This is a genomic window from Sporosarcina sp. Y1004 (assembly GCF_057669665.1).
In genome coordinates this window covers 70,706-91,483 of sequence record NZ_JBYHFQ010000001.1, presented here as the reverse complement: position 1 = coordinate 91,483, position 20,778 = coordinate 70,706, and the positions used below count along the sequence as shown (strand labels likewise).

Annotated in this window: 22 protein-coding genes; all 22 read left to right on the top strand. The window is 43.1% G+C overall.

Annotated features, from left to right (window positions below; genetic code table 11):
- Nucleotides 1-50: 50 nt before the first annotated feature.
- The 22 genes from rplL (at nucleotide 51) to rplN (ending at nucleotide 20,777) form a co-directional block, all read left to right on the top strand.
- Nucleotides 51-413 carry a 50S ribosomal protein L7/L12 gene (gene rplL, locus AC25Y6_RS00550; RefSeq protein ID WP_482101598.1) on the top strand — a complete coding sequence of 121 codons (363 nt, stop codon included), beginning with the start codon at nucleotides 51-53 and terminating at the stop codon, nucleotides 411-413.
- A 136-nt stretch (nucleotides 414-549) separates the two neighbouring features.
- Nucleotides 550-1,152 carry a class I SAM-dependent methyltransferase gene (locus AC25Y6_RS00545; protein WP_482101597.1) on the top strand — a complete coding sequence of 201 codons (603 nt, stop codon included), beginning with the start codon at nucleotides 550-552 and terminating at the stop codon, nucleotides 1,150-1,152.
- Between the two features lie 230 nt (nucleotides 1,153-1,382).
- Nucleotides 1,383-4,916 carry a DNA-directed RNA polymerase subunit beta gene (gene rpoB, locus AC25Y6_RS00540; RefSeq protein ID WP_488139918.1) on the top strand — a complete coding sequence of 1,178 codons (3,534 nt, stop codon included), beginning with the start codon at nucleotides 1,383-1,385 and terminating at the stop codon, nucleotides 4,914-4,916.
- 129 nt (nucleotides 4,917-5,045) lie between these two features.
- Nucleotides 5,046-8,633: a DNA-directed RNA polymerase subunit beta' gene (gene rpoC, locus AC25Y6_RS00535; protein ID WP_482101595.1), complete on the top strand. Its 3,588-nt coding sequence runs from the start codon at nucleotides 5,046-5,048 to the stop codon at nucleotides 8,631-8,633.
- 144 nt (nucleotides 8,634-8,777) lie between these two features.
- Nucleotides 8,778-9,026, top strand: coding sequence for a ribosomal L7Ae/L30e/S12e/Gadd45 family protein (locus tag AC25Y6_RS00530; protein ID WP_482101594.1), 249 nt, complete (start codon nucleotides 8,778-8,780; stop codon nucleotides 9,024-9,026).
- Nucleotides 9,027-9,127: 101 nt separating this feature from the next.
- Nucleotides 9,128-9,550, top strand: coding sequence for a 30S ribosomal protein S12 (gene rpsL, locus AC25Y6_RS00525; RefSeq protein ID WP_488139916.1), 423 nt, complete (start codon nucleotides 9,128-9,130; stop codon nucleotides 9,548-9,550).
- A gap of 109 nt (nucleotides 9,551-9,659) precedes the next feature.
- A complete protein-coding gene (gene rpsG / locus AC25Y6_RS00520; protein ID WP_067204733.1) occupies nucleotides 9,660-10,130 on the top strand; it encodes a 30S ribosomal protein S7 in 471 nt (156 codons plus the stop codon).
- Between the two features lie 50 nt (nucleotides 10,131-10,180).
- Nucleotides 10,181-12,259, top strand: a complete 2,079-nt coding sequence (fusA, locus tag AC25Y6_RS00515; RefSeq protein ID WP_488141726.1) for an elongation factor G — start codon at nucleotides 10,181-10,183, stop codon at nucleotides 12,257-12,259.
- Nucleotides 12,260-12,390: 131 nt separating this feature from the next.
- Entirely contained in the window at nucleotides 12,391-13,578 is a 1,188-nt protein-coding gene (gene tuf, locus AC25Y6_RS00510; protein ID WP_482104725.1) for an elongation factor Tu, read from the top strand.
- A 142-nt stretch (nucleotides 13,579-13,720) separates the two neighbouring features.
- Entirely contained in the window at nucleotides 13,721-15,040 is a 1,320-nt protein-coding gene (locus tag AC25Y6_RS00505; RefSeq protein ID WP_482101590.1) for a Na+/H+ antiporter family protein, read from the top strand.
- Between the two features lie 255 nt (nucleotides 15,041-15,295).
- Nucleotides 15,296-15,604: a 30S ribosomal protein S10 gene (rpsJ, locus tag AC25Y6_RS00500; protein ID WP_067204744.1), complete on the top strand. Its 309-nt coding sequence runs from the start codon at nucleotides 15,296-15,298 to the stop codon at nucleotides 15,602-15,604.
- A 43-nt stretch (nucleotides 15,605-15,647) separates the two neighbouring features.
- On the top strand, nucleotides 15,648-16,277 hold the full coding sequence (rplC, locus tag AC25Y6_RS00495) for a 50S ribosomal protein L3 (RefSeq protein ID WP_482104724.1): 630 nt from the start codon (nucleotides 15,648-15,650) through the stop codon (nucleotides 16,275-16,277).
- Nucleotides 16,278-16,302: 25 nt separating this feature from the next.
- Nucleotides 16,303-16,926 carry a 50S ribosomal protein L4 gene (gene rplD, locus AC25Y6_RS00490; protein ID WP_482101588.1) on the top strand — a complete coding sequence of 208 codons (624 nt, stop codon included), beginning with the start codon at nucleotides 16,303-16,305 and terminating at the stop codon, nucleotides 16,924-16,926.
- Nucleotides 16,926-17,210, top strand: a complete 285-nt coding sequence (gene rplW, locus AC25Y6_RS00485; protein ID WP_340792986.1) for a 50S ribosomal protein L23 — start codon at nucleotides 16,926-16,928, stop codon at nucleotides 17,208-17,210. Before rplD ends, rplW begins: the two co-directional genes overlap by 1 nt.
- 46 nt (nucleotides 17,211-17,256) lie before the next feature.
- The gene (rplB, locus tag AC25Y6_RS00480; protein WP_482101587.1) at nucleotides 17,257-18,087 is read left to right on the top strand and encodes a 50S ribosomal protein L2; all 831 of its coding nucleotides are present in this window, start codon (nucleotides 17,257-17,259) and stop codon (nucleotides 18,085-18,087) included.
- Between the two features lie 60 nt (nucleotides 18,088-18,147).
- Nucleotides 18,148-18,426 (top strand): 30S ribosomal protein S19, encoded by a 279-nt coding sequence (gene rpsS / locus AC25Y6_RS00475; protein ID WP_340792988.1) that lies wholly within the window; start codon nucleotides 18,148-18,150, stop codon nucleotides 18,424-18,426.
- Nucleotides 18,427-18,447: 21 nt separating this feature from the next.
- Nucleotides 18,448-18,792: a 50S ribosomal protein L22 gene (gene rplV / locus AC25Y6_RS00470; protein ID WP_067204760.1), complete on the top strand. Its 345-nt coding sequence runs from the start codon at nucleotides 18,448-18,450 to the stop codon at nucleotides 18,790-18,792.
- 3 nt (nucleotides 18,793-18,795) lie between these two features.
- Entirely contained in the window at nucleotides 18,796-19,458 is a 663-nt protein-coding gene (gene rpsC / locus AC25Y6_RS00465) for a 30S ribosomal protein S3 (RefSeq protein ID WP_482101586.1), read from the top strand.
- Nucleotides 19,459-19,460: 2 nt separating this feature from the next.
- Entirely contained in the window at nucleotides 19,461-19,895 is a 435-nt protein-coding gene (rplP, locus tag AC25Y6_RS00460; protein ID WP_482101585.1) for a 50S ribosomal protein L16, read from the top strand.
- The gene (gene rpmC / locus AC25Y6_RS00455; RefSeq protein WP_025783856.1) at nucleotides 19,885-20,085 is read left to right on the top strand and encodes a 50S ribosomal protein L29; all 201 of its coding nucleotides are present in this window, start codon (nucleotides 19,885-19,887) and stop codon (nucleotides 20,083-20,085) included. Before rplP ends, rpmC begins: the two co-directional genes overlap by 11 nt.
- A gap of 17 nt (nucleotides 20,086-20,102) precedes the next feature.
- Nucleotides 20,103-20,369, top strand: a complete 267-nt coding sequence (gene rpsQ, locus AC25Y6_RS00450) for a 30S ribosomal protein S17 (protein WP_340792992.1) — start codon at nucleotides 20,103-20,105, stop codon at nucleotides 20,367-20,369.
- Nucleotides 20,370-20,408: 39 nt separating this feature from the next.
- Entirely contained in the window at nucleotides 20,409-20,777 is a 369-nt protein-coding gene (gene rplN, locus AC25Y6_RS00445) for a 50S ribosomal protein L14 (protein WP_482101584.1), read from the top strand.
- The last annotated feature ends 1 nt before the right edge of the window (nucleotide 20,778 follow it).

The window sequence follows — 20,778 nt, the reverse complement described above, 5'->3', positions numbered from 1 at the left end:
AGTATATACTTGCGGGTACCTGACAAAACAACTACTAGGAGGAACATATAATGACTAAAGAAAACATTCTTGAAGCGATCAAAGAAATGACAGTACTTGAACTTAACGACCTTGTAAAAGCAATCGAAGAAGAGTTCGGCGTAACTGCTGCTGCACCTATGGCAATGGCAGGAGCTGGCGGCGGAGAAGCTGCTGCAGAGCAAACTGAATTCGACGTAATTCTTACTGCTGCTGGAGACCAAAAAATCAAAGTTATCAAAGCAGTTCGCGAAATCACTGGCCTAGGCTTGAAAGAAGCGAAAGCGGTTGTTGACGAAGCTCCAAAAGCAATCAAAGAAGCTGTTTCTAAAGAAGAAGCAGAAGAAATGAAAGCTAAACTTGAAGAAGTTGGCGCGTCAATCGAAGTTAAGTAATTTTTGAATAATGAAGAAAAGCTCGTCAGATATAGACGAGCTTTTCTTCGTTTTTTTATCTAGCCGGTAGTGGGAAATTACTATCTGCTTTTTGTTACTTTTTGTTATAAGTTTCTATACGAGGGGGAAGACTGGTATGTCTGAACATTATTACTCGGAAAATCCGAAGGTTAAAAGCGATCCGAAAGAATGGTCTGCGGAATTGCGTGGAAAAACACTTCGATTCAAAACGGATGCCGGGGTATTCAGTAAAGGGGAAGTGGATTTTGGTTCACGGCTTTTAGCTGAAGCATTTAGTGCGCCGGAATCAGAGGGTTTAATTCTTGATCTAGGTTGTGGATATGGTCCAATCGGTTTATCGATTGCCGCATCTTTTCCGGAACGGATTGTTCACATGGTCGACGTGAACGAACGTGCACTCACTCTTGCTGTGCATAACGCAAAACAAAACGGTGTTACAAATGCGGAGATTTATTCAAGTGATGCATTATCCGGTATCACGGCAGAGGGGTTTGCTGCAATTTTAACAAATCCTCCGATCCGTGCAGGAAAAGAGATGGTATTCAAGTTTTACGAAGGTGCTTTTTCCAAGTTGAAAGTCGGCGGTGAACTATGGATTGTCATCCAGAAGAAACAAGGTGCACCTTCAACAATTGATTTTTTGGAAAAGCTTTTTGGTAATGTTGAAACGGTTGTCAAGAAAAAGGGTTATTCTATTATTAAAGTTGAAAAGAATTGACGCTATAGTATTGATATGGTAAAGTTGTAAAATGCATAAATTATTATAGTGCAGTCGTATGCCCTTTTGCATGAAAAATGGAAATGAAAGGCATACTGACAATGTATAAAAGATAGTCAAACCGAAAATGAGCTCTTGCCGGAACTCGTTTTCTTTTTGTTTTTTCGATATCATACACTATATTTGTGGTTTCGAAAAGACCTAATATTGTTTTATAAGGGGTGAAAGAGTTGACAGGTCATCTAGTACAGTATGGTCAACACCGTCAGCGGAGGAGTTTCGCACGGATCAGCGAAGTGCTCGATCTGCCGAATCTGATTGAAATCCAGACGGCATCTTATGAGTGGTTCATGGAAGAAGGAATGATGGATATGTTCCACGATATTTCCCCGATTTCAGATTTTACGGGAAATCTTTCGTTGGAATTCATCGATTATACTCTTGGGGAGCCTAAATACCCTGTTGAAGAGTCAAAAGAGCGAGATGTTACGTTCGCAGCTCCAATCCGCGTCAAGGTCCGTCTCCATAATAAAGAGACGGAAGAAGTAAAAGAACAAGACGTCTTTATGGGAGATTTCCCGCTGATGACGGAAAATGGTACGTTTGTCATTAATGGTGCTGAGAGGGTTATTGTCTCACAACTCGTTCGATCACCGAGTGTTTATTTCAGTGATAAGACGGACAAAAACGGTAAACGTGGTTTCGGTGCAACTGTCATTCCAAACCGTGGTGCTTGGTTGGAATATGAAACAGATGCAAAAGATGTTGTCCACGTCCGAATTGATCGGACTCGTAAATTGCCTGTTACAGTACTCCTTCGCGCGCTCGGATTTTCATCCGACCAGGAGATCATTGATTTAATCGGTGATAACGAGTATTTGCGCAACACGCTAGAGAAAGACAACACGGAAACATCTGAAAAAGCATTACTCGAAATATACGAACGTCTTCGCCCGGGTGAGCCACCAACACTTGATAGTGCGAAAAACCTGTTATTCTCTCGATTCTTCGATGCAAAGAGATACGACTTAGCCAATGTTGGACGCTACAAGATGAATAAGAAACTTCATGTTCAAAACCGTCTTTTCAATCAGACGCTAGCTGAAACGCTTGTCGATCCTGAAACAGGCGAAATTTTACTGGAGAAAGACCAACTCATCGATCGTCGCGCATTGGACAAACTGCTTCCGCATTTGGAAAAAGGTATCGGCTTTGAAGAGATTACCCACGCAAGTGGAGTTCTTGAAGAAAAGATAACAATCCAGTCCATTAAAATCTATTCTCCGAAAAGTGAAGAAAAGCAAGTAATCAACGTAATATCCAACGCGTATGTCGATGATTCTATTAAACATGTCACGCCGGCAGATATTGTTGCTTCAATCAGTTATTTCTTCAACCTTCTCCATGGGGTAGGTAATACGGATGATATCGATCATCTTGGTAACCGTCGTCTGCGCTCTGTAGGCGAACTACTTCAAAATCAATTCCGTATCGGGCTTTCCCGAATGGAGCGTGTCGTAAAAGAACGTATGTCTATAAATGATACGCAGTCGATTGTACCGCAGCAGCTGATTAACATCCGCCCTGTTATCGCATCGATTAAAGAGTTCTTTGGTAGTTCACAATTGTCCCAGTTCATGGACCAGACAAATCCGCTTGCCGAATTAACACACAAACGGAGGCTGTCAGCATTAGGGCCTGGTGGTTTAACAAGGGAACGTGCAGGAATGGAAGTACGTGACGTTCACTACTCCCATTACGGACGCATGTGTCCAATTGAAACGCCAGAGGGACCGAATATCGGGCTGATTAACTCACTTTCAACATTTGCGAAAGTGAACAAGTTCGGATTCATTGAAACGCCATACCGCAAAGTTGACCCTGTCTCTGGTAAGGTCACTGCTAAAATTGATTACTTGACTGCAGATGTAGAAGATAATTACGTCGTGGCTCAAGCGAATGCAATCCTTTCAGAAGATGGTTCTTTCGTTAGTGAAGGAGTCGTTGGACGTTTCCAAGGGGATAATACAGTATTTAAACGCGAACAAATCGACTATATGGATGTTTCGCCTAAACAAGTAGTTTCTGCGGCAACTGCATGTATTCCATTTTTAGAAAATGATGACTCTAACCGTGCCCTTATGGGAGCGAACATGCAACGTCAAGCTGTTCCTCTTCTCAATCCGGAAGCGCCTTTCGTAGGAACTGGTATGGAACACATATCAGCACGCGATTCAGGTGCAGCTGTACTTGCGAAGTTTGATGGAATTGTCGAGCATGTTGAAGCGAGAGAAATCCGCGTTCGTCGCATTGAAACCGTGGATGGCAAAGAAGTGAAGGGTGATCTTGTAATACATCATCTAGAAAACTTCATCCGCTCGAATCAGGGAACTTGTTACAACCAACGTCCTATTTGTAGTGTAGGAGACAGAGTTAAGCCACTTGACATTCTTGCAGATGGTCCTTCCATGGAACAAGGAGAACTTGCGCTTGGTCGCAACGTTCTAACTGCCTTCATGACATGGGATGGCTTCAACTATGAAGATGCTATTATCATGAGTGAACGACTTGTGAAAGATGATGTATTCACATCGGTGCATATCGAAGAATACGAATCTGAAGCACGGGATACTAAACTCGGCCCTGAAGAAATCACGCGCGACATTCCTAACGTAGGTGAAGAAGCGCTCCGTAACTTGGATGACCGTGGAATCATCCGTGTTGGTGCTGAAGTGCGTGACGGAGATATCCTAGTCGGGAAAGTGACACCAAAAGGCGTAACTGAACTGACTGCTGAAGAAAGGCTTTTACATGCAATCTTCGGTGAAAAGGCTCGTGAAGTCCGTGATACATCCCTTAAAGTACCTCACGGGGCTAGCGGAATCGTTCTGGATGTTAAGGTATTCAACCGTGAAGACGGAGATGAATTGCCGCCGGGTGTTAACCAATTGGTGCGCGCGTATATCGTTCAGAAACGTAAAATATCCGTTGGGGATAAGATGGCTGGACGTCACGGTAACAAAGGGGTTATTTCTCGCATCTTGCCTGAAGCAGATATGCCTTACTTGCCGGATGGCACACCAATCGACGTCATGCTTAACCCGCTTGGCGTACCATCACGTATGAATATCGGACAGGTTCTTGAAATGCACCTTGGTATGGCATCCCGCAGTCTTGGGATTCATATGGCATCGCCCGTATTTGACGGAGCGAATGAACAGGACGTTTGGGAAACGATGGAAGAGTCCGGTATGGACCGAGATGGAAAAACGGTACTCTATGATGGTCGTTCAGGCGAAACTTTCGACAACCGTGTATCTGTTGGTGTTATGTACCTTATCAAATTGGCGCATATGGTCGACGATAAATTGCACGCTCGTTCAACAGGACCTTACTCACTCGTTACACAACAGCCACTGGGCGGTAAAGCTCAGTTTGGTGGACAGCGTTTCGGAGAGATGGAAGTGTGGGCGCTAGAAGCATACGGGGCTGCATATACGCTTCAAGAGATTCTGACTGTGAAGTCGGATGATGTTGTAGGACGTGTGAAGACGTATGAAGCAATTGTTAAAGGTGAAAGCGTTCCACAACCGGGTGTTCCTGAATCATTCAAAGTTCTAATAAAAGAACTTCAAAGCCTTGGTTTGGACGTTAAAATGTTATCGATTGACCTTGAAGAAATCGAGTTGCGTGATCTTGATGAAGATGACGATATGCAACCGACAGATGCTCTGAATCTGATAAAAGAAAATCAAACAGTTTGATTTGCCTAGTGAATGATATAAATGGTTCAAAGGGGAAATGCACATCTTCCCCTTTCTCTATTCAAAATAATGTGTGCGCCTGCTCGGAAAAGCCAAATGCAGCGATAAGACTAAAGGGAGGTAGGCTCCTTGATAGATGTAAATAATTTTGAGTATATGAAGATCGGCCTTGCTTCGTCAGATAAGATTCGATCATGGTCATATGGTGAAGTTAAAAAGCCGGAAACAATTAACTATCGTACGTTGAAGCCTGAAAAAGACGGTCTGTTCTGTGAACGTATTTTCGGACCTACGAAAGATTGGGAATGTCATTGCGGAAAATATAAACGCGTACGTTATAAAGGCGTCGTTTGTGACCGTTGTGGAGTAGAAGTGACGCGTCAAAAAGTTCGCCGTGAACGCATGGGGCATATTGAACTAGCAGCTCCAGTGACGCATATTTGGTACTTCAAAGGAATTCCAAGCCGTATGGGACTCATACTCGATATGACACCACGTGCTTTGGAAGAAATTATTTACTTCGCATCTTATGTAGTAGTTGACCCTGCGGATACACCGCTTGAAAGAAAGCAGTTGCTATCCGAAAGAGAATATCGCATCTACCGCGAAAAATACGGAACTAAATTCCAAGCACTCATGGGTGCTGAAGCGATTGAGCGACTACTTGCGGCAATCGATCTTGAAAAAGAGATGGAGTTCTTAAAAGAAGAGTTGAAAACTGTTCAAGGACAACGCCGCACACGTGCAATTCGACGCCTTGAAGTAGTTGAGGCATTCCGTAATTCGGGCAATAAGCCTGAGTGGATGGTGCTGGAAGTATTGCCAGTCATCCCACCGGAACTACGTCCGATGGTACAACTTGACGGAGGACGTTTTGCGACATCCGACTTGAATGATTTGTACCGAAGGGTTATCAACCGGAACAATAGATTGAAACGACTCTTAGATCTTGGAGCACCGGGCATCATTGTTCAGAATGAGAAGCGGATGCTGCAAGAAGCAGTCGATGCACTCATCGATAATGGTCGTCGTGGCCGTCCAGTTACTGGACCGGGTAACCGTCCACTCAAATCCCTTTCGCATATGCTGAAAGGTAAACAAGGTCGTTTCCGTCAAAACTTACTTGGTAAACGGGTTGACTATTCTGGTCGTTCCGTAATCGTCGTAGGGCCTAACCTGAAAATGTATCAGTGTGGTTTGCCGAAAGAAATGGCTATTGAATTGTTCAAACCTTTTGTAATGAAAGAACTCGTTGAACGTGGTCTAGCACATAATATTAAGAGTGCTAAACGTAAAATTGAGCGTCTACATTCAGAAGTATGGGACGTTCTAGAAGAAGTCATCAAGGAGCATCCGGTCTTATTGAACCGTGCCCCGACTCTTCACAGACTGGGTATCCAGGCATTTGAACCAATCCTTGTAGAAGGGCGTGCAATTACGCTTCATCCACTCGTTTGTACAGCTTACAACGCTGACTTTGATGGTGACCAAATGGCAGTCCACGTTCCGTTATCGGCAGAAGCACAAGCTGAAGCGCGTCTTCTTATGTTAGCGGCACAAAATATATTGAACCCGAAAGATGGGAAACCAGTTGTTACTCCGTCTCAAGATATGGTGTTAGGAAACTATTACCTCACATTGGAACGTAAAGGAGCATCAGGTGAAGGAACTTCCTTCAGCAGCGCGGACGAAGCACTTATCGCTTACCATAACGGTCATGTGCATCTTCATTCACGTATTGCTCTTCAGGCAAGTACTTTGAACAACCCTACTTTCAATGAAGAACAAAATTCAAAACTACTACTAACAACGGTTGGTAAAGTGATTTTCAACGAGATTCTGCCTAAATCGTTCCCGTATATTAACGAGCCGACAGATTTCAACTTGCAAATTGAAACACCAGATAAGTATTTCGTAAGTGGTACTGTCAACATAAAGGACCATTTAGCTGAAATGGATTTAATTGAACCTTTCAAGAAAAAAATCCTAGGTAATATTATTGCGGAAATCTTTAAACGTTTCCATATTACAGAAACGTCGAAAATGCTTGACCGTATGAAGAACCTTGGATTCAAATACTCTACTCGTGCAGGAATTACAATCGGTATTTCCGATATCGTCGTTTTGCCGAATAAAGATGACATCTTGAATGAAGCACAAGACAAAGTGGACAAAGTACTACAACAGTTCCGTCGTGGTCTGATTACTGAGGAAGAGCGATATGATCGCGTTATCTCTTATTGGAGTCATGCCAAGGATGTAATTCAGGACAAACTGATGGATTCACTTGATCACTCTAACCCGATCTACATGATGAGTGATTCGGGCGCACGGGGTAACGCATCTAACTTTACGCAGCTAGCTGGCATGCGTGGTCTGATGGCCAACCCGGCAGGACGAATCATTGAACTTCCAATCAAATCGTCATTCCGTGAAGGTCTGACAGTGCTTGAGTACTTCATCTCGACACACGGTGCTCGTAAAGGACTTGCCGATACAGCCCTTAAGACGGCTGACTCAGGTTACTTGACACGTCGACTAGTTGACGTTGCACAAGACGTCATCGTCCGTGAAGATGATTGTGGTACAGATCGCGGATTGGATATCGGTGCACTTATGGATGGAACAGAAGTTATCGAAGGTCTGGATGAACGTATTGAAGGCCGTCACACGAAGAAAACAATCTACCATCCTGAAACAGGTGCCTTAATCCTTAAACGTGATGGCTTAATTACTGCTGATGCGGCTCGTGCCATTTTGGATGCAGGACTTGAACAAATAACAATCCGTTCTGCGTTCACATGTAATACGAAACACGGTGTTTGTAAATTATGTTACGGCATTAACTTGGCAACAGGTGAAACAGTTGAAGTTGGTGAAGCAGTTGGTATTATCGCTGCACAATCAATCGGCGAGCCGGGTACACAGCTTACAATGCGTACGTTCCATACAGGTGGAGTTGCAGGTTCCGATATAACACAAGGTCTTCCACGTATCCAAGAAATTTTCGAATCACGTAATCCAAAAGGGGTTGCAGTCATTTCGGAAATCAAAGGTGAAATCGTCGAAATCGATGAAATTCGTGAAGGTCAGAAAGAAATTACAATTCAAGGCGATGTAGAAACGCGGAAGTACCTGACGCCATACAACGCCCGTCTTAAAGTTGAGGTCGGTGATACGATTGACCGGGGTGAAGTGATAACAGAAGGTTCTATCGATCCGAAAGAACTGATTGTTGTCAAAGACGTCGTTACCGTTCAAGTCTATCTCTTGAAAGAAGTTCAAAAAGTTTACCGCAGTCAGGGTGTTGAAATCGGTGATAAGCACATTGAAGTAATGGTTCGCCAAATGCTTCGTAAAGTGCGCATCATCGAAGCAGGGGACACGGATCTATTACCGGGTTCACTACTCGACATCCATCAATTCTCAGATGCGAATGCGGAAGTGCTTAAAGTCAACAAAGTTCCGGCGACTTGTCGTCCTGTTATTCTCGGTATTACGAAAGCTTCACTCGAAACGGAATCCTTCTTATCGGCAGCTTCTTTCCAAGAAACAACTCGTGTCTTGACGGATGCAGCCATCAAAGGGAAAACCGACGAGCTACTCGGCTTGAAAGAAAACGTCATTATCGGGAAACTTGTTCCAGCTGGAACAGGAATGCAGCGTTACCGTCACATCGTTATGGAACAGGATAAAGAAAAAAGTGTAACGAAATAAGTTTAAAGTCTTTAACTCAACTGTAAATGGGGGAACTCGAAAGACTTCCTCCCCATTTATTATTGAAAGTGTTGACAGTTACCGATACAGGTGATAAAATACAAAAGGTTGATAGTTGATGTCTGTACTTTGGAGGATATGGAAATGTCTTATGAAAAAGTTGAGCAGGCAAAGAAGACGATCATCGGTACAAAGCAGGCAGTGAAAGCAATCCGTGCAGGGATAGTGATAGAAGTTATTATTGCGCAGGATGCAGAAGGACGGATTATTGCTCCAGTGATGGAGGAGGCCGAACTTCATAACGTTCAAGTAACGTATGTTGATTCGAGAGAAAAACTCGGAAATGCATGTGGCATTCAAGTCGGTGCAGCTGTGGTTGCGATTACTGATTAATAGTTTTTGTGCAGATTAGCACAAAGACTTTGTTTTTACCCCAAAAATGAACCACCTGGATGTGTGGTCTTACAAAAGAAGTTCGGAAGGAGGAAAAATCGATGCCTACAATTAATCAATTGGTCCGTAAACCACGTAAGACAAAAGTGGCAGGATCTAAATCTCCAGCACTTGGAAAAAGCTATAACAGCTTCAAAAAAGCTACAACAAACGTAAACTCACCACAAAAAAGAGGTGTTTGTACGCGTGTTGGTACAATGACACCGAAAAAGCCAAACTCGGCTCTTCGTAAATATGCACGTGTACGCTTGACAAACCAATTGGAAGTCAACGCATACATCGGCGGTGAAGGTCACAACCTTCAAGAGCATAGTGTTGTTCTTCTTCGCGGAGGACGCGTAAAAGATTTACCAGGTGTTCGTTACCACATCGTTCGTGGAGCACTTGATACAGCTGGTGTAACTGGACGTCTACAAAGCCGTTCTAAGTACGGAGCTAAAAGACCAAAAGCTAAGAAAAACTAATTACACAACATAAATTCAAAATGATAGTTAAGCAAAACCCGCTTAAAAAATGATGATTGATGGTTATTTAAGCGGCAAACGCTTAAAAACTTGAAAGGAGGAATACAACATGCCACGTAAAGGCCCTGTTGCAAAACGTGACGTACTTCCGGATCCGATTTACAATTCGAAGCTCGTTTCACGTCTTATTAATAAAATGATGGTTGACGGTAAAAAAGGTACATCTCAAAAAATCCTCTATGGTGCGTTCGAGCTAGTGAAAGAACGTTCTGGAAAAGATCCACTTGAAGTATTCGAAGCGGCACTTACTAATGTAATGCCAGTTCTTGAAGTTAAAGCACGCCGTGTAGGTGGAGCAAACTATCAAGTACCAGTTGAAGTACGTCCTGATCGCCGTACAACTCTTGGACTTCGTTACCTTGTTAACTACTCACGCACACGCGGAGAAAAAACAATGGAAGAACGTCTTGCGAATGAAATCCTTGATGCTTCCAACAACACTGGTGCTTCTGTGAAACGCCGTGAAGAAATGCACAAAATGGCTGATGCTAACAAAGCATTCGCTCACTATCGCTGGTAAGCTCAAGCGATTCATAACTACTCTAATCCGAGACGGAAGGAGATCATATAATGGCTAGAAAATTCTCCTTAGAGAATACACGTAACATTGGTATCATGGCTCACATTGACGCTGGTAAAACAACGACAACTGAACGGATACTTTATTACACTGGTAAAATCCACAAAATCGGGGAAACGCACGAAGGTGCATCTCAAATGGACTGGATGGAGCAGGAGCAAGAACGCGGAATCACAATCACTTCAGCTGCTACAACGGCTGAATGGAAAAACCACCGCGTAAACATCATTGATACTCCGGGTCACGTAGACTTCACTGTTGAAGTTGAACGTTCACTTCGTGTTCTTGATGGAGCTGTAACAGTGCTTGACGCTCAATCGGGTGTTGAACCACAAACAGAAACAGTTTGGCGTCAAGCGACAAACTACGGCGTTCCACGTCTAGTTTTCGTTAACAAAATGGATAAAACAGGTGCTGATTTCCTTTATTCAGTAGGTACTCTTGTAGACCGTCTTGGAGCAAACGCACATCCAATTCAATTGCCGATTGGTGCGGAAGATACTTTCGCTGCAATTATCGATTTAGTTGAAATGAACGCAGTTTTCTACGATGATGATACAGGCCTAAACGCTGAAGTTAGAGAAATTCCAGAAGAATATCGTGAGCAAGCTGCAGAATACCGTGAAAAACTAATTGAAGCGGTTGCTGAATTCGATGAAGCACTTATGAATAAATTCTTGGATGAAGAAGAAATTACAAACGATGAAATCAAAAAAGCGATTCGTAATGCGACATTAGCTGTTGAATTCTATCCGGTTGTATGTGGGACTGCTTTCAAAAACAAAGGTGTACAACTTGTTCTTGATGCTGTTATCGACTATCTTCCATCTCCACTTGACATCCCGCCTATGAAAGGAACAAATCCTGAAACTGATGAAGAAGTTGAGCGTCACTCAGACGATTCAGAGCCCTTCTCGGCATTAGCTTTCAAAGTTATGACGGATCCTTATGTAGGTAAACTAACATTCTTCCGTGTGTATTCCGGTGTTCTTCAATCAGGATCATACGTACAGAATGCTTCAAAAGGTAAGCGTGAACGCGTAGGACGTATTCTACAAATGCATGCTAACTCACGTGAAGAAATCTCTGAAGTACATTCAGGGGAAATTGCTGCTGCAGTTGGACTTAAAGATACAGGAACTGGTGACACACTATGTGATGCTAGCGCGCCTGTAATTCTTGAGTCAATGGACTTCCCAGAACCAGTAATTTCACTTTCTGTTGAACCGAAAACGAAAGCCGACCAAGATAAAATGGGTATGGCTCTTGCTAAGCTTCAAGAGGAAGACCCTACATTCCGCGCACATACAGACCAAGAAACAGGAGAAGTAATCATCGCTGGTATGGGTGAATTGCATCTTGACGTTCTTGTAGACCGTATGCGTCGTGAATTCAACGTTGAAGCTAACGTCGGAGCACCGCAAGTATCTTATCGTGAAACATTCCGTTCTTCGGCGGAAGTTGAAGGTAAGTTCGTGCGTCAATCCGGTGGACGTGGACAGTTTGGTCACGTTTGGATCGAATTCTCTCCTAACGAAGAAGGAAAAGGATTTGAATTCATTAACAACATCGTTGGGGGATCAGTTCCACGTGAATATATCCCTGCAGTTGAAGCAGGTATCCGTGATTCACTAGATAATGGTGTAATTGCTGGTTATCCTTTGATTGACATTAAAGCTCGTCTATTTGACGGTTCTTATCATGATGTCGACTCCAATGAAATGGCGTTTAAAATTGCTGCTTCTATGGCACTTAAAAACGCTGTATCAAAAGTTAACCCAGTTCTACTTGAACCGATGATGAAAGTAGAAGTTCAAATTCCTGAAGAATACATGGGCGATATCATGGGTGATGTTACATCACGCCGTGGCCGTGTAGAAGGAATGGACGCTCGTGGTAATTCACAAGTAGTTCGTGCAATGGTTCCACTAGCTAATATGTTTGGTTACGCAACATCTCTACGTTCTAACACACAAGGACGCGGAAACTTCTCAATGGCATTTGATCACTATGAAGAAGTGCCGAAATCAGTTGCAGAAGAAATTGTCAAGAAAAACAAAGGCGAATAATAGCATTCTAATTTGTTTCTAATTAAAATGTAAGTAGTAGATATGGGCAGTTAAAGGGGGGCCCCCCTTTAACACCTATAACTATATATAAAAACAAAAATAACTTTTATATTTCGAGGAGGATTTCCATAATGGGAAAAGAAAAATTCGACCGTTCCAAGCAGCATGCTAACGTAGGTACAATTGGTCACGTCGACCATGGTAAAACAACACTAACTGCAGCAATTGCAACAGTTCTTGCAAAAAAATTAGGTGGAACTGCAGCATCATATGCTGACGTTGACAACGCACCTGAAGAAAAAGAACGCGGAATCACAATCAATACTTCACACGTTGAATATGAAACTGCAACACGTCACTACGCACACGTTGACTGCCCAGGTCACGCGGATTACGTTAAAAACATGATCACTGGTGCAGCTCAAATGGACGGCGGTATCCTAGTTGTTTCTGCAGCTGACGGCCCTATGCCACAAACACGTGAGCACATTCTTCTTTCACGTCAAGTAGGTGTTCCTTACCTAGTTGTCTTCATGAACAAATGTGACATGGTTGATGACGAAGAACTTCTTGAATTAGTAGAAATGGAAATTCGTGACCTTCTTTCTGAATACGATTTCCCTGGCGATGACATTCCTGTCATCAAAGGATCTGCTCTTAAAGCACTTGAAGGTGAAGAAGCTTGGGAAGATAAAATCATGGAGCTTATGAATGCTGTTGATGAATATATCCCTACACCACCACGTGATACTGAAAAACCATTCATGATGCCTGTTGAGGACGTATTCTCAATCACAGGACGTGGAACTGTTGCTACTGGTCGCGTTGAGCGTGGAGTAGTTAAAATCGGTGATGTTGTTGATATCATCGGTATCGTTGAAGAACCAAAAGCTACTACTGTAACAGGCGTAGAAATGTTCCGTAAACTTCTTGACTATGCAGAAGCTGGCGACAACATCGGTGCACTACTTCGTGGTGTATCACGTGACGATATCCAACGTGGGCAAGTACTTGCTAAACCAGGTACTATCATTCCACACACTAAATTTACATCTGAAGTTTATGTTCTTTCAAAAGAAGAGGGTGGACGTCATACTCCATTCTTCTCAAACTACCGTCCACAGTTCTACTTCCGTACAACTGACGTGACTGGTGTTATCGAGCTTCCAGAAGGCGTAGAAATGGTTATGCCTGGCGATAACGTTGAAATGACAATCGATTTGATTGCTCCAATCGCTCTTGAAGAAGGTACTAAATTCTCTATCCGTGAGGGTGGACGTACTGTAGGCGCTGGCGTTGTAGCAACAATCATTAAATAATTCGTCACCTTTTAAATCCCGCCCTTTGTGGCGGGATTTTTTTGTCCTTGAATTTCCATTGACAGATGAAACACCCTTTGTTATCTTAATGTAGTCACTTCAACGCTTTAACTGACTAAAGAAACATTCGGGAGGAAAATACATGAACGCTGTACTAATTGCTGTAGGAATAATGCTCATACTAAGTTTACTGCGGGTTAACGTCGTGTTGGCTCTTGTTGCAGGAGCAATTATTGGCGGATTTGCAGGTGGTTTGTCATTAAATGAGACGATTACTTCATTTACGGGTGGGCTAGGAGCCGGTGCAACCATTGCCCTAAGTTACGCGCTACTGGGCGGATTTGCTGTTGCCATCTCTAAAACTGGTATTCCACAGCTACTGGTAGCTGCAATGCTACGAATTGTAAAGAGAGATGGGGAAGCGGATCGAACGGGTCTCGGGAAAGTTCTAATTATATTAGTTCTTCTAACGATGGCTTTGTTCTCACAAAATCTTATACCTATTCATATTGCATTCATACCGTTAATAGTACCGCCAGTTCTACATATTTTAAATTTGTTGAAAGTGGATCGTCGTTTAATTGCTTCCGTACTAACATTTGGATTAACGGCTCCATATATCCTACTGCCATATGGCTATGGATTCATCTTCCACGAGATTCTCGCTATTCAAATGGAAGCATCTGGACTAGCAATCAACATGGCAGATATCCCAAAAGCAATGGCATTTCCTGTTCTGGGCCTGGTGGTTGGACTACTGATTGCGATCTTCTTCTCTTATCGTAAACCAAGAGAGTATGCGGATAAGCGAATTGAATTTGCCGAAGAGGTAGTTATTGTGAAGAAACGCAATATCGTCTTTACAGTGGTAGCGCTTATCGGTACCCTTGCAGTACAAATACCAACAGATTCGATGATTGCAGGTGCCGTAACCGGTATCACAATTCTATATATTACAGGGGCACTAAAATGGAAAGATGCTGATGGTCTTATCAATGAAGGAATGCGCATGATGGCATTTGTCGGCTTCGTTATGATTTCGGCGAATGGATTTGCTGCTGTGCTTCAAGAGACGGGTCATATTGTTACGCTTGTGGAATATGCAAGTACCGTTCTTGGTGACAGTAAAGGAATCGCTGCTTTTGTAATGCTTATGGTCGGTTTGATTGTCACGATGGGCATAGGATCATCATTTGCTACGATTCCAATTATCACTTCAATCTTTGTACCGCTTAGTATGGCCTTCGGTTTCAGTACGTTATCAATCATCGCACTCATAGGAACTGCAGCGGCCCTGGGAGACGCAGGCTCGCCTGCATCTGACTCTACACTTGGACCGACTGCTGGACTTGACGTGGATGGTCAGCATAATCATATATGGGACACATGTGTACCAACGTTCATTCATTACAACATTCCGTTGTTGGTGTTCGGATGGATAACAGTAATGTATCTAAACTGATAAATAAATTTTTCGGACTATTAAGCTCTGTGTTGCAAAAATGGAGAGAAAGAATTATAATAATAAAGTTGAGAAAAAGAATTCCGCCAAAACACTTGCGAGATTCTTTTTCTTTGTGTATAATATTGAATGTTGGTCTTTGACTGCGATGAAGCGAGAGGTTGCCGACACACCAGGCCGCTTTGCCATGGCATGTGTGTGGGAAATTTTCGCGGAGAATGTCTATAACAAAATAGGCGCAAGGGAGGGAAAATAATGGCAAAACAAAAGATTCGTATTCGTTTAAAAGCATATGATCATAGAATTCTTGATCAATCGGCTGAAAAGATCGTAGAAACAGCAAAACGTTCGGGTGCTAGTGTATCGGGTCCGATTCCACTACCGACTGAAAGAACTGTCTACACGATTCTTCGTGCGGTACATAAATACAAAGATTCGCGCGAACAGTTCGAAATGCGTACTCATAAACGTCTTATCGATATCGTTAATCCGACACCACAAACTGTCGATGCTTTAATGAAACTCGATTTACCATCAGGCGTAGACATTGAAATTAAACTTTAATCGATACTAAATAAAACACACATTAATTCAGGAGGTGGACTAAATGACCAAAGGAATCTTGGGAAGAAAACTCGGTATGACGCAAATTTTTGCTGAAAACGGAGATCTTATCCCGGTAACTGTGATTGAAGCTGGACAAAACGTTGTTCTTCAAAAGAAGACAAAAGAAACGGACGGCTACGAATCAATCCAAATCGGATTTGAAGATAAACGCGAAAAGCTTGCTAACAAACCTGAAAAAGGGCACGTTGCAAAAGCTGATACTGCACCTAAGCGCTTCATTCGTGAATTCCGCGAATTAGACGTTAGTGGCTACGAAATTGGTCAAGAAGTCAAAGTCGATACTTTCGCTGAAGGCGATATCGTTGATATTACAGGCACATCAAAAGGTAAAGGGTTCCAAGGTGTTATCAAGCGTCACGGATATTCACGCGGACCTATGACTCACGGATCACGTCATCACCGCGCACCAGGTTCAATTGGATCTGTAGATGCACAACGTGTATTCAAAGGTAAAAAAATGCCGGGCCGTATGGGCGGTAAAACAGTAACAGTTCAAAACCTTGAAATTGTACGGGTTGACACTGAACGTAACTTGTTACTAGTTAAAGGTAACGTTCCTGGAGCACGCAAATCACTTCTACAAGTGCGCAGCGCAATCAAAGGGAACTAACTACTAAAGGAAGGAGGAAACAGGAATGCCTAAAGTAACCGTATTAAATCAGGCAGGAACTTCTGTCGGAGACATCGAGCTAAATGAAGCAATCTTTGGCATCGAGCCGAATGAATCTGTTTTATTCGAAGCATTAGTTAGCCAACGTGCTTCATTGCGTCAAGGTAACCATAAAGTGAAAAGTCGCGGACAAGTAGCTGGTGGTGGACGTAAGCCATGGCGCCAAAAAGGTACAGGTCGTGCCCGTCAAGGTTCGATTCGATCACCACAATGGCGTGGAGGCGGTATCGTATTCGGTCCAACTCCAAGAAGCTACAGCTACAAATTACCGAAGAAAGTCCGCAGGTTGGCTCTTCTTTCAGCACTTTCTACGAAAGTTCGCGACGAAGAAGTAATCATTCTTGAAGGACTAACATTCGAAGCACCAAAAACAAAAGAATTCATCAAAGTACTTGCTGATCTTTCGATTGACAGAAAAGCATTGATTGTAACTGCAGACCTAGATGAAACTGTGGCATTGTCCGCACGTAACATCCCTGGAATAAGTGTAGTAACAGCTACAGGTATCAATGTACTTGACCTTATTGGTCACGACAAACTTGTTATGACAAAAGCAGCGGTGCAAAAAATAGAGGAGGTGCTTGGTTAATGGAAGCACGTGATATTCTAAAACGTCCGGTCATTACCGAGCGTACTTCTGAACAAATGGAATTCAAAAAGTACACTTTCGAAGTTGACACGCGCGCTAATAAAACACATATTAAGCAAGCTATCGAAGAAGTCTTCGGTGTTCAAGTTGATAAAGTGAACGTACAGAATTACAAAGGTAAACTTAAGCGTATGGGTAAGCATTCTGGTTATACGAACAGACGCCGCAAAGCGATTGTTACACTAACTGCTGACTCAAAAGACATTGAACTTTTCGAAATGTAATTTGAACGACTAATAGATATCTAATTATACGAAGGAGGGAACACAAATGGCGATTAAGAAATACAAACCTACCTCCAACGGACGCCGTAACATGACTACATCCGATTTTGCTGAGATTACTACTGACAAACCGGAAAAATCATTGCTTGCACCGCTTAAGCGGAAAGGCGGCCGTAACAACACTGGTAGGACTACTGTTCGTCACCAAGGTGGAGGCCACAAGCGCCAATACCGTGTCATCGATTTCCAACGACGGAAAGATGGCATACCAGGACGCGTTGCTACGATCGAATACGATCCAAACCGTTCAGCTAACATTGCTCTAATCAATTATGTAGATGGAGAGAAACGCTACATTCTTGCTCCAAAAGGTTTAGTAGTTGGAGCAATGATTATGTCAGGCCCGGAATCAGATATCAAAGTGGGTAACTCACTTCCACTTGAAAACATTCCAATGGGTACTACAATCCACAACATCGAAATGAAACCAGGTAAAGGCGGACAACTAGTACGTTCTGCAGGAACTTCTGCACAACTATTAGGCCGAGAAGACAAGTATGTAATTGTACGTCTTCAATCTGGAGAAGTTCGCATGATTCTTGCAACATGCCGCGCGACAATTGGTCAAGTTGGTAATGAGCAACACGAACTTATCAATATCGGTAAAGCAGGACGTTCACGTTGGATGGGTAAACGCCCAACAGTTCGTGGTTCTGTCATGAACCCTAACGATCACCCACACGGTGGTGGTGAAGGTAAAACTGGTATCGGTATGAAATCGCCGGTTACTCCTTGGGGTAAACCGACACTTGGATATAAAACACGTAAGAAAAACAACAAATCCGACAAACTTATCGTTCGTCGCCGCAAGAAATAATTTGAATGCACTGCGGTTCAACGAATGGACCGTAGTACAGACACGGAGGGAGGTTCCGACATGGGCCGCAGCTTGAAAAAAGGACCATTTGTAGACGATCATCTAATGAAGAAGGTTGAAGCACAAAAGGATTCCGAGAAAAAACAGGTTATCAAAACTTGGTCACGCCGTTCAACTATCTTCCCGACATTCATCGGAATGACAATTGCTGTATACGACGGACGTAAACATGTTCCTGTTTATGTTACTGAAGATATGGTAGGTCATAAACTGGGTGAATTTGCACCAACGCGCACATACAGAGGTCATGGCGCTGACGATAAGAAAACAAGACGTTAATTTGAGAGGAGGTTATTTCTGATGCAACAAGCAAAAGCTACTGCCCGCACAGTCCGTATTGCTTCTCGCAAAGTCCGTTTGGTCGTTGATCTTATCCGGGGCAAAAAAGTCGGTGAAGCTATCGCAATTCTACGCCTGACGCCGAAAGCGGCATCTCCGGTTGTAGAAAAAGTTTTGAAATCAGCGATTGCAAATGCTGAACATAACTACGAAATGGACGTCGAAAACCTATTCATAAGCGAAGTATTCGTTGATGAAGGTCCGACTATGAAACGTTTCCGACCACGCGCACAAGGACGCGCAAGTGCGATTAACAAGCGTACGAGCCACATTACTTTAGTGGTATCTGAAAAGAAGGAGGGATAATTCGTGGGTCAAAAAGTACATCCTAACGGTTTACGGGTCGGTATCATCCGTGACTGGGAGTCTAAATGGTACGCAGAAAAAGACTATGCGACTCTCTTACACGAAGATTTGAAAATCCGTGAATACATTGAAAAGCGTCTTATAGAAGCGTCTGTTTCTAAAGTGGAAATTGAGCGTGCTGCAAAGCGTGTTAACATCAGCATTCACACTGCTAAACCAGGTATGGTTATTGGTAAAGGTGGTACTGAGGTTGAAGCACTTCGTAAACAACTGAACGAAATCACTGGTAAACGCGTTCACATCAACATCATTGAAATTAAACGTGCAGATCTTGATGCTAAATTAGTTGCAGAGTCAATTGCTCGTCAACTAGAAACTCGCGTATCATACCGCCGCGCACAAAAACAAGCGATTCAACGTACGATTCGTTCTGGTGCTAAAGGAATTAAAACACAGGTTTCTGGTCGTCTTGGCGGGGCTGACATAGCTCGTTCGGAACATTACAGTGAAGGTACTGTCCCTCTCCATACATTACGTGCAGATATTGATTATGCACATGCTGAAGCAGATACTACATTTGGTAAGCTTGGCGTTAAAGTATGGATTTACCGTGGAGAAGTCCTTCCAGTGAAGAAACAGAAGATCTCTGAGGAAGGAGGCAACTAATTATGTTAATGCCTAAACGAGTTAAATATCGTCGTGTATTCCGTGGTAAAATGCGCGGTACTACAAAAGGCGGAGCAACAGTTCAATTCGGTGAATACGGTCTACAAGCGGTTGATGCGGCATGGATTACAAGCCGTCAAATCGAAGCAGCACGTATTTCAATGACACGTTACATGAAACGTGGCGGTAAAGTTTGGATCAACATTTTCCCGCATAAACCATATACGAAGAAGCCTCTTGAAGTCCGGATGGGTTCCGGTAAAGGTGCTGTAGAAGGCTGGGTAGCAGTTGTTAAACCTGGTAGAGTTATGTTCGAAATAGCAGGTGTACCGGAAGAAGTTGCGCGTGAAGCGCTTCGCCTTGCATCTCACAAACTTCCTATCAAAACTAAGTTTGTAAAACGTGAAGAAATTGGTGGTGAATCTAATGAAAGCTAATGAAATTCGTGATCTGACAACTGCAGAGATTGAGCAAAAAGTGAAATCACTGAAAGAAGAGCTTTTCAACCTTCGCTTCCAACTCGCGACAGGTCAATTAGAAAACACTGCACGCATCCGAGAAGTTCGTAAATCGATTGCGCGCATGAAAACTGTAATACGTCAAAGAGAAATCAGTGCAAATAACTGATGAAGGAGGTTGCAGCCATGACTGAGGAGCGTAACCAACGCAAAGTGTATACAGGCCGCGTTGTATCCGACAAAATGGATAAAACAGTTACTGTAATGATCGAAACACAGAAGAAACATGCTAAATACGGTAAACGTGTTAAGTACTCTAAAAAATTCAAGGCCCACGATGAGCTGAATGAAGCGAAAATCGGTGATGTTGTTCGTATTATGGAAACTCGTCCATTATCGGCAACAAAACGATTCCGTCTACTTGAAGTAGTCGAAAAAGCGGTCATCATCTAATAACGTTCGGATATATAAATCCGGGAGGAGGTAGCCTCAATGATTCAACAGGAAAGTCGTATGAAAGTCGCCGACAACTCAGGCGCTCGTGAAGTTTTAACAATTAAAGTATTAGGCGGTACAGGCCGTAAAGTAGCAAACATCGGTGATGTTGTTGTAGTTACGGTAAAAAAAGCAACACCAGGTGGCGTTGTTAAAAAAGGTGAAGTCGTCAAGGCTGTTATCGTCCGCACGAAAAGCGGAGTACGCCGTAAAGACGGAACTTACATTACATTTGATGAAAATGCTTGTGTTATTATCCGTGACGACAAGAGCCCACGTGGAACACGTATTTTCGGACCGGTTGCTCGCGAACTTCGTGACAGCAACTTCATGAAAATCATTTCACTCGCTCCTGAAGTTCTTTAAT

Coding starts and splice junctions, on each gene's coding strand:
- AC25Y6_RS00530 (WP_482101594.1), top strand. CDS start 8,778: ATGTCTTATGAAAAAGTTGAGCAGGCAAAGAAGACGATCATCGGTACA.
- rplL (WP_482101598.1), top strand. CDS start 51: ATGACTAAAGAAAACATTCTTGAAGCGATCAAAGAAATGACAGTACTT.
- rpsJ (WP_067204744.1), top strand. CDS start 15,296: ATGGCAAAACAAAAGATTCGTATTCGTTTAAAAGCATATGATCATAGA.
- fusA (WP_488141726.1), top strand. CDS start 10,181: ATGGCTAGAAAATTCTCCTTAGAGAATACACGTAACATTGGTATCATG.
- rplB (WP_482101587.1), top strand. CDS start 17,257: ATGGCGATTAAGAAATACAAACCTACCTCCAACGGACGCCGTAACATG.
- rpsG (WP_067204733.1), top strand. CDS start 9,660: ATGCCACGTAAAGGCCCTGTTGCAAAACGTGACGTACTTCCGGATCCG.
- AC25Y6_RS00505 (WP_482101590.1), top strand. CDS start 13,721: ATGAACGCTGTACTAATTGCTGTAGGAATAATGCTCATACTAAGTTTA.
- rplV (WP_067204760.1), top strand. CDS start 18,448: ATGCAACAAGCAAAAGCTACTGCCCGCACAGTCCGTATTGCTTCTCGC.
- rpsL (WP_488139916.1), top strand. CDS start 9,128: ATGCCTACAATTAATCAATTGGTCCGTAAACCACGTAAGACAAAAGTG.
- rplD (WP_482101588.1), top strand. CDS start 16,303: ATGCCTAAAGTAACCGTATTAAATCAGGCAGGAACTTCTGTCGGAGAC.
- tuf (WP_482104725.1), top strand. CDS start 12,391: ATGGGAAAAGAAAAATTCGACCGTTCCAAGCAGCATGCTAACGTAGGT.
- rpsQ (WP_340792992.1), top strand. CDS start 20,103: ATGACTGAGGAGCGTAACCAACGCAAAGTGTATACAGGCCGCGTTGTA.
- rplW (WP_340792986.1), top strand. CDS start 16,926: ATGGAAGCACGTGATATTCTAAAACGTCCGGTCATTACCGAGCGTACT.
- rpmC (WP_025783856.1), top strand. CDS start 19,885: ATGAAAGCTAATGAAATTCGTGATCTGACAACTGCAGAGATTGAGCAA.
- rplC (WP_482104724.1), top strand. CDS start 15,648: ATGACCAAAGGAATCTTGGGAAGAAAACTCGGTATGACGCAAATTTTT.
- AC25Y6_RS00545 (WP_482101597.1), top strand. CDS start 550: ATGTCTGAACATTATTACTCGGAAAATCCGAAGGTTAAAAGCGATCCG.
- rplN (WP_482101584.1), top strand. CDS start 20,409: ATGATTCAACAGGAAAGTCGTATGAAAGTCGCCGACAACTCAGGCGCT.
- rpsS (WP_340792988.1), top strand. CDS start 18,148: ATGGGCCGCAGCTTGAAAAAAGGACCATTTGTAGACGATCATCTAATG.
- rplP (WP_482101585.1), top strand. CDS start 19,461: ATGTTAATGCCTAAACGAGTTAAATATCGTCGTGTATTCCGTGGTAAA.